We start from the raw sequence: 14,222 nt of genomic DNA on the forward strand, positions 1-14,222 counted from the left end.
AAACAATCACATTGAATCCTACAGTAGACATCATATATCAGTATTTTCCAAACTTAACAGAAGTTCAGAAAACACAATTTGCACAACTGGCAGAACTTTACCCTTTTTGGAATAACCAAATCAATGTTATTTCACGTAAAGATGTTGAAAGCCTTTACTTACACCATGTATTACATTCCTTAGGCATCGCAAAATACGCCATGACTTTTGCTCCAGGCACACGCATCCTTGATGTAGGAACAGGTGGAGGTTTCCCAGGGATACCATTAGCCATATTATTTCCAGAAGTGAAATTTCACTTAGTAGACTCTATTGGTAAAAAAATTAAAGTTGTTCGCGAAGTCGCAGCAGCACTAGGACTGCAAAATGTTGAAGCAGATCATATTCGTGCAGAGCAATTGGACGATAAATATGATTTTGTTGTATCACGTGCCGTAACAAGATTAGCAGACTTTGCACCTTGGATAAGAAATAAGTTCCTTAAACAGGATAAAAACGGAATTCCAAACGGAATTTTATACCTCAAAGGTGGAGACTTAGCAGAAGAAATTAAAGAGTCTCGCTTAAAGGCCGAATTGCACCCATTATCAAATTATTTCAAAGAAGATTTCTTTGAAACAAAATTTGTGGTTTACGTTCCAATGTAATTTTAGGGTTGCAAACCTTTCCGTTTAGGGAGACTCAAAGGCTAATCAATAACGACTACAAAATAGAAGTAGTTTTTAAACTATTTCGCATATAAGCAACCTGATCCTAAGGGTTTTATATTTTCACAAATTTGTAGAACGGTTGATAATAAATACGAAATTAAGCCAATGAGTCTCCGTTAAATTAGATACGAGTCTCCAGTTAAATCCGATTTTAACCTGGTTTAACTGTCTATCTATCTTTAATGATTAACCTAATTCTTCGATAATTTTCTTGCCGATCGCATTGATCTCTTCGTCCATACCAAACATGGGTAAGCCCGTCTCTGGATTAGTTTTCAACCACAGATTCTCTGTATCTTTAATAATCTGCACATACTCTACCCCCTCTTTAAAAATAACATAAGTATCTTCTTCTTCCGGGAATACCGAGTAAACAACATTTTCAATTTCTATATCAAAAGGTTCTTTCATTTCCATATTGCAAAAATTTAATAGACAAAGTTATTGGTTTTCTTGAGTAATTCAATACCTCACGCCATTTCCTTTTCCCCTTTCAGAGTAACATGTTCAACCATAATTTAATCAAGTAAGTAGAATAAATCTATCATGCCACTCAGCTGAAATATACTAGAATATATCAATTTTTAGTTTTAAATCACAGAACTAAAGCCTATCTTTAAGGTACCAACTATGAACTTTTATCATCAAATAGCACTTACCAAAATTAAAGGGGTAGGACCTAAAACTGCGCGCACTTTGCTCGCGCACTGTGGCTCTGTGCAAGAGATTTTAGAAACAAAAGCTAGCGTCTTAACAAAAATACCAGGTGTAAGCAGTAGAACAGCAAACGAAATAGCAGCAAAAAAATATCAAGAAGCAACCGAAAAAGAAATTGCATTTGTTGAAAAACACCACATACAAGTTCTGTGGATCGGCAATTCAGATTATCCTCAGAAATTAAAAAATTGCGAAGACGCACCCCTTGTTCTATATTTCAAAGGCAATGCTGATGTCAATAAAGAACGTATGGTTAGTATCGTTGGGACAAGAAACGCTACAAATTATGGTCGTAAAATTTGTGAGATGCTTATTGAACAAATGCAAACATTGAATACAACGATTGTCAGCGGGCTCGCCTATGGGATTGATATCATGGCACATCGAGCTGCTATTCAACATCAAATACCAACAGTAGCCGTATTAGGACATGGGTTAGATCGTATATATCCATCTAGTCACAGAGAAACAGCGACAGCCATGCTACAGCAAGGAGGCTTACTGACCGAATTCCCTTCAGACAGTAATCTTGATCGCCAAAACTTTCCTATGCGCAACCGTATCATTGCAGGGATTTCCGATGTAACCATCGTAATAGAAGCTGCCACAAAAGGAGGCGCCCTAATCACTGCTGAAATAGCTAATAGCTATAATCGTGATGTATGCGCTTTTCCAGGAGCCATAGATCACCCTTATTCAGCCGGATGCAATTATTTGATCAAGACAAACCGTGCACATCTAATTCGAGACATCAAAGATCTCTGTTATCTCATGAATTGGGGACCTCAACAAGAACAAATCGGTGTACAATTACCACTCATACCTCCCGATTTAAATAGCGATCAACTTCGTCTCTATTCTTTCTTACAAGATAAACATCAAGCTGGAATTGATGAGATCACGCGTTACTGCAATTGGCCTCAAAGTAAACTTGCAATGATCTTACTTGAAATGGAAATGAATGGTCACATCACCTCCTTACCTGGTAAAATATATAAAATTTAAAACCTAAACAACCCTATAAATCTAAATGAAAGAAAATACAAACACCAAAACAATTTGGAAAGTAATCGGAGCTTCCTCTATGGGAACCCTCATCGAGTGGTATGACTTCTTTATTTTTGGAAGTCTTTCCATCGTCATTTCAACCAAATTTTTTCCAGCAGACAACCCTACTGCTGCTTTCCTATCCACCTTAGCTACATTTGCCGCAGGCTTTGTCGTAAGACCCTTTGGAGCACTCTTTTTCGGTAGATTGGGCGATCTAATCGGACGAAAGTATACGTTCATGGTAACGCTCTTATTGATGGGAGGTGCAACATTTCTTATAGGCTGTATACCCAGTTATGAAAGCATCGGATTCGTTGCCCCGCTTTTAGTACTGATCCTTCGCCTGTTGCAAGGACTTGCGTTAGGAGGTGAGTATGGTGGAGCAGCAACATATGTTGCTGAGCATGCACCAGAAGGACAACGTGGCTACTGGACATCTTGGATACAAACAACAGCAACTTTCGGTCTATTTATCTCATTAGTTGTTATACTAGTAACAAAATACGTCCTTACCGAACAGCAATTTGATGCATGGGGATGGCGTGTACCTTTTATTTTATCTATATTTATGGTCTATGTTTCTTACCTTATCCGTAAGAATATGAGCGAATCACCCGAATTTGCAAAAGCTAAAGAAGAAGGTACGACCAGTAAAAACCCTTTAAAAGAAAGCTTCGGTAATCGTTACAATCTTAAATTTGTACTACTAGCTTTATTTGGTGCAGCAATGGGACAGGGAGTTGTATGGTACACGGGACAATTCTACTCCATGAGTTACATGAAAACCGTTATGCATCTCAATTCTGACGAAGCAGATATGATCTTAGGAACAGCATTGCTGATCGGAACACCATTTTTTATCCTTTTTGGTTGGTTAAGTGATAAAGTCGGAAGAAAATGGATTATGCTATTAGGGATGCTATTCGCACTTTGTACCTACCGTCCTATTTACAAAGCGATGTACCAACTAGCAGATACCTCAACAAAAGAAATAAGTTCAAGTGAAATCAAAAAATTAAATCATAATCAACAACTAACCATAAAGCAATTCACAGATGGAACTCAAATGCAAGAAACAAGTGAACTAACAAACACTAAAGAAACCATTATCAAGAAGAATATCACGGTACATGGTCAAAATCGCATATGGTTAACGGCATTGATCTTCATCCAGATTATTTACATTACCATGGTCTATGGTCCAATTGCGGCTTTTTTGGTTGAAATGTTTCCAGTAAAAATACGTTACACATCGATGTCACTTCCTTACCATGTCGGAAATGGTATTTTCGGAGGTCTACTACCTGCAATTTCGACTTACTTGACCACCAATGCACAAGTCGCTCAAGATCCTGAATTTTATCTAGCAGGATTATGGTATCCAATCATTATTGCAGCCGTATGCTTCATAATCGGATCACTATACATAAAAAATAAACCTAATCATCTCAATAATGGATAATCTAAAAAAAGTATTAGGCATTCTATGGATTGCCCTAGCCCTGTTCACTGCATATTTCTGCCTTTTTGAACTCGCAATTCCTAAAATAAAGATTGGTCACCAAGAAGATCTGGTATTCGGAATCATCATCATGTTTATTTTGACCCCGATTATATCCATAGGATTAGGACTTTTTGGCTATTATTCGCTTTGTGGCGAGTATGCAAAAGACAAGACTTAAAATTATTCTTATTGACTATCAAGCCAGTAAGCACAAATAGCAAAAAATCTTTCTTTAGAAGGATTTTTTTTCTACTTTTGTGACGGGTAAGTCTTTTACGACCAGCTCCCATTGACTCCCCCAGGTTGGGAACAAAGCAAGGGTATTTGGTTGAGCGGTGCGATAAAAGGAGCTTACCCATTTTTTATGCCCAAAATTTCGGGTTAGCTTCCTTTCACAAATCGTAAATACACAGCAATTTTAAGGAATACTTCTACTAAACAAAATAATTTTGTTTATTTGTAACTGAATTAGAACTATCGTATGAGTTGGTTTAAAAGAGATAAAGCCGGAATAAACACGGCAACAGAAAATAAAAAAGAGGCGCCAGACGGATTGTGGAACAAATGTCCTTCATGTAAAAAACCGTTGTTGAACCTTGAACAAATCGAAAACAATTACGTTTGTCAATACTGTGGATACCACCTTAGAATTGGTTCTGCAGCCTATTTTTCAATCATTTTTGATAATAACGAGTTTACTGAATTATTCCCTACATTAAGCTCAGGAGATCCAATAAATTTCTTTGATTCAAAGCCCTACACAGAACGTTTAAAGGAAAGTCAAGCGAAAACTGGTTTGGTAGATGCTATTCGATCTGGTCATGGTAAGATTGATGGTCAAGAATTAGTGATTGCCTGTATGGACTTTACCTTCATCGGAGGATCAATGGGATCTGTTGTAGGGGAAAAGATTGCTCGCTCCATAGATTATTGTATCGAACATAAACTTCCTTTTATGCTGATCTCCAAATCAGGTGGTGCCCGTATGATGGAAGCTGCATTTTCATTGATGCAGATGGCAAAAACTGCCGCAAAATTAGCATTATTAGCTAAAGCAGGCTTACCATATGTATGTTTACTGACAGACCCTACAACAGGAGGAGTAACTGCTTCTTACGCAATGCTAGGTGATATTAATATCGCTGAACCTGGAGCTCTAATTGGCTTCGCAGGACCTCGCGTGATCAAAGAGACGATCAAAAAAGATCTTCCAAAAGGATTCCAAACTTCAGAATTTATTTTAGAACATGGTTTCTTGGATTTTATTGTGGATAGAAGACAATTGAAAGATAAAGTATCTACCTATTTAAGATTGGTAAAATAATCCAAATCTATTCAATAAAAAATATATCTGGCAGACATGCTAGCTTTAAAATAAGAGCGCTACTAATAGCGCTCTTATTTTTTGTAATATTGGCCAAAGGCCCAGAACTTTCGCTGCGACAAGTAGTCAAAATTAGCCTCATTAGCATAAGCCTCACGCTCATAAGAAATATTCAAATAAGCGGTATAAAAATCACGGTATTGTACATATCGAAATAGAAATTCAAGTAGATAGCTGATATAAAAAAATATAATTAGTAGCTCAGCAGCCTGCCTAATATGAATCTTCTCATGATTGATCAATTGTTGATTATCTTTAAACATGCGCTTTTTCAAAAAAATAAAAGGATAAATAGTAATGGCATCAGCCTTCCCCAATGAAAATATTTTTGTCCAAAAACGACTAACCAAAATCATAACTCTTTAAATTTAAAATTCAATTTTGTTACAGCTCAACAAATGAATATCACCCTTGACTAAGACAGATCTGCAACAAACAGTTCAACAGATAATATAAAAATAACAAAGCATTATATAAAAAAACAGGAATCGATATGAAAACGAATAAATTTCTCATAGATACACAATACAATTGCTTATCTAAGTAAATTTATCTAAGTTTGTTATATATAACTTAGTAAATCAGTATGCCTTACAAAGAGCGCGAAATTAATAAATTGTATTATACGATGGGTGAAGTGACAGAAATGTTCCATGTCAATGCATCCCAAATTCGTTTTTATGAGCGTGAATTTGATATTATTCAACCCAAGAAGAATAAAAAAGGAAATCGTCTATTTACCCAAGATGATATCGCCAATTTGAAAATTATTTTCAATTTGGTGAAAGATAAAGGATATACACTTCAGGGCGCTCGTGAATATCTACGCACCAATAAATCCGAAGCAAAAGAAAATCAGCGCGTTGTTGATTCTTTAGAAAAATTGAAAAGCTTTTTATTGGAAGTACGCGATAGCTTATAACCTTTAGGTTTATCTACCTGCGAGTTCGATGATTTCTAAATGATCGATTTTATTCCCATTAATTTCAAATCGCATCAGTGTTCTCACCTTATGCCATCCTTGTTTTCCAGCGGCGCCAGGATTTAAGTGTAGACATTTTAATTTTTGATCATACATTACCTTCAAAATATGTGAATGACCTGTAATAAATAATTGAGGAGGATCTTCGGTTATCTTTTTCTTAATTCGTGGAGCATATTTACCAGGATACCCTCCAATATGCGTCAACCACACATCAACTTCCTCACAAGTAAATCTCAAATCTTCAGGAAATCGAAGTCTTAGTTCTTGATCATCAATATTACCATAGACTCCACGTAGTGGTTTAAAGCCCTCGAGTTGATCAGCAACGCTCGCGTTCCCAAAATCACCTATATGCCATATTTCATCACAATGCTCGAAATGTTTAAATACAGCTTCATCTAAATAAGAATGCGTATCAGAAATCAATCCAATCTTTGTCATACTAAAAAGCTAAAAAATAAGGTTGCAAAGCAGCTTTATACATGTCCGAATAAATACCCTTTTCTTGATAAATAATAAAATCAGAGACTACAACATCTCCAAAATAACCCTTCTGATAAATAACAATTTTACGAATGACAACATCCTCTTCAAAAGAGCGAATCAAGATCTCCCGTTCTAATCTCAAATCCAATTTTTCGGCTATTGCTTTCAATTCATCAGCCAATAGCGTAGGTACGATCAAAGCCAAGCATCCTTTTACACATAGAGATCGAGCTGAAAATTGCAATAATTCATTGAAAAATTCTAAATTGGTATGTCTAGCCAATTTCTTTCTTGCATCTGGATTATGCAAAGAATCCGTGTAAAAAGGTGGATTAGAAATAATAAAATCATACGGCTTAGTATCATCCAAATGTTGAAATGAACAAGCATGCATGACCATACGATCTCCAAAGATAGAATTTCTAAAATTAGAGGCCGCACGTTTTGCCGCCGCGGGGTCAATCTCCACAGCGACCACCTCGCTTTTGACATAGCGCTGTGCCAACATCAAAGCTATCACCCCAGTTCCTGTACCAATATCCAATATACGGGATGAAGAATCAACTTGAACCAATGCAGCTAATAATACACCATCTGTATTAATCTTCATCGCACAATCTGATTGATCCACCGCAAACTCTTTAAATTGAAATATAGAAGCCATCTCCACAAAGATAATTGTTTTAAAACCGTTGTGTTGTACAGATCAACATAAAATTTAAATAAATTTTCGTTACTTTAACCTATCAAGTCAAGTCCATATGAATCGTTATATATTTGTCATACTCTTCAGTATCATTTCATTATTCATTAATTTCAAATTTTCTGCGGCACAAGAAAAATGTGAATCTACTATACACAATTCTCTTGAGCCAATAACCAAATTATTAAATACAAATCAATATGCTCAATTAACACCAATATTAGCACAAATTGAGCAAAGTTGTGGTCTCACCGAATTAGGTCAACGTATCAAAATTATAAATCTAATTATAGCAAAACAGCAAAGTGGCAATGCGATAGAAAAATATATTGAAAACGGTTTTGATGAACAATTAATCGTTCGATTTCGTGATTCCGAAAGAGAGGATTACATTTACCAATATGAATCCAATAAACAGCAATATAATTATTTTCCATTAAGGCACCCCATTGACCTGTTGATCAAAACCCGATCAAAAGCATTATTACAGTCACAGTCCTATGTCCTTTCGGATGCTGAAGTTGATATCTTAAATCTTTTCTCAAACAACGAATTATTGAAAAATCAACAGGCATCGATTAATGAAACCGAGCAAAACAACACACAAACGATCATCAAAGATCATACTGAAAATAGTATCAAAGAAGAACAAGAAGACCCTATAGCTGTAGCAGATTACTACAACAAATCAAGAATCGGTTTTCTACCTTATATAGGAGTATATGGGCCACTAGGAGGTTCAAATACGACGTTTGGTCCAAACATGTCAATGGGGTTTTCCATCATGAGCTCTTTAGCCAAATCATTTATTCTTGAAGGTGGATTTAAAGTACGGATCAATAGCAATGATAAAAATTTTGATTACAATTATTACGGTACCACCGAATCTGTAAATGCTGACTTTGGTCTTTTTTTCGGAGGTGCTCTTGGATATAAAATCTACGATAACACCAAATTTATTGTGATCCCAAAACTTAATTTAGGAATAGATATGGTGGATACTGGAATATCTGAAGACATTTATACCGATGGATACTACGATTCTTTTGGGGATTATATATACGGTGGAAATTCAAAAAAATTGTACACCGTTAATACCATGCACCTTGGACTAAGTATAGCCGGTATGCGACAATTAAAAGGGAAAAATTATATTGGATTAGAAGCTGGTTATCATTATACCCCATACCAATGGGATAGTAAACTCATGAGTAACATCTATAATCATTATGGAAGCATTGAATTATTTTTTCGCTTTTAATTCTTCAATAACCGTTGGATCTCGTCCAACTTCATAAGTGCTTCAACGGGAGTCAACGTATTTACATCCAAATTATTCAGCATATCACGGATTTTCTCAAGAACAGGATCATCAATTGAGAACATCTGCAATTGATAAGCCTGCTTTTGAATTTTGCGCATACTATCCTTGATCTGTTCCCCACCTGTTCGCTCCTGCTCCAATCGCTTCAATATTTCATTGGCCCGAGAAAGCAATTTTGGAGGCATACCTGCCAATTTAGCAACATGAATACCAAAGCTATGCTCTGACCCGCCAGGAACTAACTTACGTAAGAATATCACTTTGTTATTGACCTCCTTAACCGTCACATTGTAATTTTTAATACGCGGCATAGAATTCGTCAATTCATTCAATTCATGATAGTGAGTAGCAAACAATGTTTTGGCCTTAGCTGCAGGATGGTTGTGAAGAAATTCAGCGATAGCCCAAGCAATAGAAATACCATCATAAGTGCTTGTCCCCCGACCGATCTCATCCAGTAAAATTAAACTCCGGTCAGAGAGGTTATTCATGATACTGGCCGTTTCATTCATTTCAACCATAAATGTTGATTCACCGGACGATAAATTATCAGATGCTCCTACCCGGGTAAATATTTTATCCACAAGACCTATCTTTGCTTCCTTTACAGGCACAAAAGAACCGATCTGAGCCATCAGCACAATTAATGCAGTTTGGCGCAAAAGCGCTGACTTACCGGCCATATTGGGACCAGTGATGATAATAATCTGCTGCGTCGTATTATCCAAGTAAACATCATTCGTGATATAATCTTCACCAATGGCCATTTTCTTTTCGATAACGGGGTGACGACCACCTTTTATATCTAATACCTTACTTTCAGAAATCTCCGGTTGAACATAATAATTCTTTTCTGCAATAACAGCAAAGTTCAAAAGCACATCTAATTTCGCTAGTAACTGGGCATTCAATTGAATCGGTTTAATGTAAGCCGCAATAGCAATTAACAATTCGGCATAAAGACGATTCTCAATGACCTGGATTTTTTCCTCAGCACCTAAAATCTGATCCTCATATTCCTTAAGCTCCTCAGTAATGTAGCGTTCGGCATTGACCAAAGTCTGTTTACGAATCCATTCTGTAGGTACCTTATCACGGTGTGTATTGGTTACCTCTAAGTAATAGCCAAAAACATTATTAAAAGCGATCTTTAAGGAAGGGATACCGGTTACCTCCGCTTCTCTTTTTTGAATTTCAATTAAATAATCTTTACCACCAAAAGCTATTTTACGCAAACGATCCAATTCATCATCAACCCCATCAGCAATGACATTCCCCTTATTGAGAGCCACCGGAGGTTCAGGAAAAACTTCTTTCTCAATCTTATCACGGATTATCCCACATACATTCAACTGTTCAGCAATGACACGCAACGCCTCCGAATTTTCCTGATTGGTCAACTCCTTTAATTTCTCAATAGCATACAATGCACGTTTCAGCTGTACAATCTCTCTAGGCGAAGCCTTCTGAAGACCAATTTTGGAAATTAACCTTTCCAGATCGCCCACATACTTGATCTCCTGAATCAAAGCATCACGCAATTCTTTATGTTCCGTGAAATAGGCAACTACATCCAACCTTTCCTGAATAGATTTACGATCTTTCAACGGCATCACAATCCATCTTTTCAATAAACGAGCACCCATGGGAGAAGCCGTTTGATCCAATACATCTGATAACGTCGTTGCATTTTCGTTAGCAGAACTGATCAATTCCAAATTTCGCACAGTAAAACGGTCTAACCACATATGGCGATCTTCTTCGATACGTGCAATATTTGAAATATGCTGTAGGTTCCGATGTTCAGTTTCATTGAGATAATGCAAGGCAACACCAGCAGCAACAATTCCAACGGGCATCCGATCAATACCAAAACCTTTCATCGAATTAACTTCGAAGTGTTTCAATAAACTTTCCGAGGCATAATCACCAGTGTAGGGCCATTCATCAAGCGTATAAGTATAATATTGGTTACCAAAAAGATCCAAAAACTCTTTAGACTGCTTGCGGGACATAATAACTTCGGTAGGTTTGAAACCTTGCAAAAGCTTATCAATATAAGATTGAGTACCTTGTGCCACCAAAAATTCTCCTGTAGAAATATCCAAGAAAGAAATTCCAATTTGCGTTTTATCAATAAAAATCGATGCTAAATAATTATTCGATTTCTGATGAACAATATTATCATTATAAGACACACCAGGTGTAACCAATTCTGTTACGCCACGTTTAACAATGGTTTTAGTTTGCTTAGGGTCTTCCAACTGATCGCAGATTGCAACACGTTGGCCCGCACGAACAAGTTTCGGTAGATAGGTCTCCAAAGAATGGTGAGGAAAACCGGCCAAAGCCGTTTCAGATTCAGTTCCATTTCCCCTTTTGGTCTGTACAATACCTAAAATACTAGCGGCCTTAATCGCATCTTCACCAAATGTTTCATAAAAATCGCCTACACGGAACAACAACAAAGCTCCAGGATATTTAACCTTGATTGCATTATATTGTTGCATTAATGGAGTTACCTTTTTTTCTGCCTTTGCCAATTGGATTTCGTTTATGATAATAAGCCGTAAAAATAGCATAATCTACCTGATTAGACAAACGATCAAGGAGAATATGAAAACTTAATCCGTTTTTTTACCTTTTAACCCAACTTTCATCGCTCCCCTCGCCAATTGAAATATCATACCTATCACTTGAGCTTACTCAAAAAAACATATTCTTAAAAAAAAGCATAGTACAAACCATATCTATCATAACAATTGGACAAAATATTTCGTTCCTTTGCATAGTTTTTCAAAAGATATGGCAATTAAAAGAACGAATCAGGTTAAGAAAAAAAAGATTCAAACAGGCTGGAAAAAAATATTAAAATTTTGGTCATTACGTATCATTGGAGGTTTCTTTGCCATAACCTTATTTTGGGTATTGGCACTTAAATTTATCAATCCACCCATTACCTGGCTCATGATTCAACGAGGTTTTGAGCTTCAGGCTGCCGACAAAGGATTTAAGTTAGAGAAAGATTGGCTAAATTACGAAAAGCTTTCAGACAACTTAAAACGTGCAGCAATAGCTGGTGAAGATGCTCATTTTATGACGCATTGGGGATTTGATACCGATGCCATTCAAAAAGCAATAGAAAAGAACAAAGATGGAAAAAACCTACGTGGAGGAAGTACCATCAGTCAACAGGTGGCAAAAAATGTATTCCTTTGGCCAAAAAGATCATGGCTTAGAAAAGGTTTAGAAACCTATTTTACAGTTTTGATCGAAACATTCTGGAGTAAAAAACGAATTTTGGAAGTCTATCTCAATGTCATCGAAATGGGACAAGGGGTATACGGTGCCGAGGCGGCATCTCAATACTATTACAAAAAATCAGGATCAACATTATCAAAAAAGCAAGCTGCTTTGATCATTGCAATTTTGCCCAATCCAAGACAATGGGATGCCCGAAATCCATCTACATATGTCAATCGTAGAGCAAATGGTATCGTTCGGTACATGGATCATTATCAAATACCCGAATAATCCAAAAAGCAGTTAATCTAAAAAATAGATGATAATAAATTATATAAAAAAAGCGATGATCAATCATCGCTTTTTTTATTATTATCCAAATACACGCTTATGCCAACTTTGACCAAAAGGTATTTCCCATTTATCATCAAGAGAAGCCAAAGAAGTAATGGTATTATCATATACGATAGTATCATCTTTAATATGTCCAGTCTTGACTAGCTCTTCAAATTCACTTCTAGAAGCAGCATAAAGTTGGTCACCGATTTTGTAAGCAACATACATACGATCAAATAATTGAATATTAAAATCCTCTTCTAGAGTTTTTAAAAAACGAACAGAACTATCGATCGAACAACCAGAAGCTGCAGCTATCTGTTCATCAACTGAAAGAACAATAAATAAATTAAACTTAACCTCAGCTTGTGCAGATAACGGTTCACCATGAACCTTCCATCCTGCAGCAAAATCTGCCAATCTTTTTTGAATCAAAATCGCTTCTTCATCTGTAAAAAAACGATTAGATTGATATACCCATGCACTAGTCATACTCATAAATTTAATTAGTGAACATAATAAGGTGAAATCATCAAATAAACGATCACACCCGTTACCGCTACGTACAACCACATTGGATAGGTAATACGCGCAATTTTTTTATGCCTTTCATAAGATCCAGTAATACCTCTCACATAAGTAATCAATACAAAAGGGATAATAATCACAGACAAAACAATATGCGTTATTAAAATAAAAAAGTAAATTGGACGTAAAATACCTTCCCCACCATAGGATGTCGAATTAGAAGTCATATGATAGGCAACATACATCCCTAGAAAAGCTACAGAGCAACAAACACAAACTTTGATTAGTCGCTCGTGTAATTTCTTATTTCCCTTTTTAATAGCTGCCACTGCCCAAAATAACAAAATAGCAGTGATACCATTTATCGTAGCATAAATCGGAGGTAAAAAACCCAACGGTTCAACATCATAGCCCAATTTACGCAAATTAACGCCAAATAAAGCGGCCACCACAAGCGGAATAACAACCGATAAAACGATAATCCACTTGTTATATTTTTTTTCTTCTGCAGTCTGTCCCATTTTATTTTGTTTCAATCTTAGGTGGATTATTTCTGATCTCCTCCACCGCTAACAATTTAATCTCATCATTCAGGCGCTCCACTTCCTTTTTCATGGTAATATCGTAAAATCCTCTTATTCTTCTTTTTGAATCAATTAAAATATAAGAAGAACCTATTACAAAAGGTTTATTCGGATCACCCGTAGCCAAAGCATCCTGTAAAAGACCCGTTTGAGCAAATTTTAAAATATCCGAAGAAGGATGACTGACAAAGTACCAACTTTTATCAGAAGGATCGATATTCTTAATGTAATTTTTTAAGACTTTTGGAGTATCATATAATGTATCGACAGTAATGGAATAAAACTTAATTCTTCTATTATTCCTAAAATCACCTGAAACTCTATTTAGACTATTAATTAGGGTTGTTGAAAATGACTTGTCTCTTGAATAAAAAAGATGTACAATAGATATTGCACTGTCATTCTCAAAAAGTGAGATTTGCTTACCATCGTAGTTCATAAAAGAAATTTTTGGGACTTCATGATATAAAGTATCCATGATATCTCTCCCCCATTTACGATGTGTCGTACCAGGAACTTCTTTATCTCCAAAAATCGGTAGCGTAGCGTACGAATTTGCCATGCCACTTTTATTCAGTACTACATACAAAAAACCTGGCAATAATAAGATTATTGCCAGGATCATGATCGTTTGAATACCTTTATTTTTTCCAGTATTTTTACTCATT

The 14,222-nt window shown here is 36.1% G+C and carries 16 protein-coding genes and 1 other RNA gene; 9 read left to right on the forward strand and 8 right to left on the reverse strand.

Annotated elements, in window-relative coordinates; translation table 11 throughout:
• The first annotated feature begins 11 nt into the window (after window positions 1-11).
• Complete coding sequence (rsmG, locus tag C8N37_RS19070; protein WP_108160423.1) at window positions 12-647, forward strand: 16S rRNA (guanine(527)-N(7))-methyltransferase RsmG; 636 nt, start codon at window positions 12-14, stop codon at window positions 645-647.
• A 249-nt stretch (window positions 648-896) separates the two neighbouring features.
• On the opposite strand, the gene C8N37_RS19075 is transcribed toward rsmG, so the two are convergent.
• The gene (locus C8N37_RS19075; RefSeq protein ID WP_108160424.1) at window positions 897-1,127 is read right to left on the reverse strand and encodes a hypothetical protein; all 231 of its coding nucleotides are present in this window, start codon (window positions 1,125-1,127) and stop codon (window positions 897-899) included.
• 213 nt (window positions 1,128-1,340) lie between these two features.
• Here C8N37_RS19075 and dprA point away from each other — a divergent pair, with 213 nt between their 5' ends.
• The 5 genes from dprA to accD all read left to right on the forward strand — a co-directional run bounded on the left by dprA (window position 1,341) and on the right by accD (window position 5,305).
• Window positions 1,341-2,432 carry a DNA-processing protein DprA gene (dprA, locus tag C8N37_RS19080; RefSeq protein ID WP_108160425.1) on the forward strand — a complete coding sequence of 364 codons (1,092 nt, stop codon included), beginning with the start codon at window positions 1,341-1,343 and terminating at the stop codon, window positions 2,430-2,432.
• A gap of 25 nt (window positions 2,433-2,457) precedes the next feature.
• Window positions 2,458-3,939 (forward strand): MFS transporter, encoded by a 1,482-nt coding sequence (locus C8N37_RS19085; RefSeq protein WP_108160426.1) that lies wholly within the window; start codon window positions 2,458-2,460, stop codon window positions 3,937-3,939.
• Window positions 3,932-4,159, forward strand: coding sequence for a DUF6814 family protein (locus C8N37_RS19090; protein WP_108160427.1), 228 nt, complete (start codon window positions 3,932-3,934; stop codon window positions 4,157-4,159). The genes C8N37_RS19085 and C8N37_RS19090 overlap by 8 nt, the downstream gene beginning before the upstream one ends.
• Window positions 4,160-4,243: 84 nt before the next feature.
• An RNA gene (gene ffs / locus C8N37_RS19095) (signal recognition particle sRNA small type) lies at window positions 4,244-4,341 on the forward strand.
• Window positions 4,342-4,462: 121 nt separating this feature from the next.
• Window positions 4,463-5,305 (forward strand): acetyl-CoA carboxylase, carboxyltransferase subunit beta, encoded by an 843-nt coding sequence (gene accD / locus C8N37_RS19100; RefSeq protein ID WP_045752497.1) that lies wholly within the window; start codon window positions 4,463-4,465, stop codon window positions 5,303-5,305.
• Between the two features lie 74 nt (window positions 5,306-5,379).
• Here the strand turns inward: accD and C8N37_RS19105 are convergent, their stop codons facing one another.
• On the reverse strand, window positions 5,380-5,721 hold the full coding sequence (locus tag C8N37_RS19105) for a hypothetical protein (RefSeq protein ID WP_108160428.1): 342 nt from the start codon (window positions 5,719-5,721) through the stop codon (window positions 5,380-5,382).
• A 230-nt stretch (window positions 5,722-5,951) separates the two neighbouring features.
• On the opposite strand from C8N37_RS19105, the gene C8N37_RS19110 reads away from it, so the two are divergent.
• On the forward strand, window positions 5,952-6,287 hold the full coding sequence (locus tag C8N37_RS19110; protein ID WP_108160429.1) for a MerR family transcriptional regulator: 336 nt from the start codon (window positions 5,952-5,954) through the stop codon (window positions 6,285-6,287).
• A gap of 9 nt (window positions 6,288-6,296) precedes the next feature.
• Here the strand turns inward: C8N37_RS19110 and C8N37_RS19115 are convergent, their stop codons facing one another.
• Complete coding sequence (locus C8N37_RS19115; protein ID WP_108160430.1) at window positions 6,297-6,791, reverse strand: metallophosphoesterase family protein; 495 nt, start codon at window positions 6,789-6,791, stop codon at window positions 6,297-6,299.
• A gap of 1 nt (window position 6,792) precedes the next feature.
• The gene (locus C8N37_RS19120) at window positions 6,793-7,500 is read right to left on the reverse strand and encodes a tRNA1(Val) (adenine(37)-N6)-methyltransferase (protein WP_108160431.1); all 708 of its coding nucleotides are present in this window, start codon (window positions 7,498-7,500) and stop codon (window positions 6,793-6,795) included.
• A gap of 97 nt (window positions 7,501-7,597) precedes the next feature.
• On the opposite strand from C8N37_RS19120, the gene C8N37_RS19125 reads away from it, so the two are divergent.
• On the forward strand, window positions 7,598-8,800 hold the full coding sequence (locus C8N37_RS19125) for a hypothetical protein (RefSeq protein ID WP_108160432.1): 1,203 nt from the start codon (window positions 7,598-7,600) through the stop codon (window positions 8,798-8,800).
• Here C8N37_RS19125 and mutS read toward each other — a convergent pair.
• Window positions 8,797-11,406 (reverse strand): DNA mismatch repair protein MutS, encoded by a 2,610-nt coding sequence (mutS, locus tag C8N37_RS19130; RefSeq protein ID WP_108160535.1) that lies wholly within the window; start codon window positions 11,404-11,406, stop codon window positions 8,797-8,799. The genes C8N37_RS19125 and mutS overlap by 4 nt on opposite strands.
• Window positions 11,407-11,668: 262 nt before the next feature.
• On the opposite strand from mutS, the gene mtgA reads away from it, so the two are divergent.
• A complete protein-coding gene (gene mtgA, locus C8N37_RS19135) occupies window positions 11,669-12,397 on the forward strand; it encodes a monofunctional biosynthetic peptidoglycan transglycosylase (protein ID WP_108160433.1) in 729 nt (242 codons plus the stop codon).
• A gap of 81 nt (window positions 12,398-12,478) precedes the next feature.
• On the opposite strand, the gene C8N37_RS19140 is transcribed toward mtgA, so the two are convergent.
• Genes C8N37_RS19140 through C8N37_RS19150 form a run of 3 tightly spaced genes read right to left on the reverse strand, consistent with a single transcriptional unit; the run spans window position 12,479 to window position 14,221 of the window.
• Complete coding sequence (locus C8N37_RS19140; RefSeq protein ID WP_108160434.1) at window positions 12,479-12,940, reverse strand: ABC transporter ATPase; 462 nt, start codon at window positions 12,938-12,940, stop codon at window positions 12,479-12,481.
• An 8-nt stretch (window positions 12,941-12,948) separates the two neighbouring features.
• On the reverse strand, window positions 12,949-13,491 hold the full coding sequence (locus tag C8N37_RS19145) for a DUF420 domain-containing protein (RefSeq protein ID WP_108160435.1): 543 nt from the start codon (window positions 13,489-13,491) through the stop codon (window positions 12,949-12,951).
• A 1-nt stretch (window position 13,492) separates the two neighbouring features.
• Window positions 13,493-14,221 carry an SCO family protein gene (locus tag C8N37_RS19150; protein ID WP_108160436.1) on the reverse strand — a complete coding sequence of 243 codons (729 nt, stop codon included), beginning with the start codon at window positions 14,219-14,221 and terminating at the stop codon, window positions 13,493-13,495.
• Window position 14,222 lies beyond the last annotated feature (1 nt).

The sequence above is a fragment of the Sphingobacterium faecium genome (genome assembly GCF_003054045.1).
GTDB lineage: Bacteria > Bacteroidota > Bacteroidia > Sphingobacteriales > Sphingobacteriaceae > Sphingobacterium > Sphingobacterium faecium.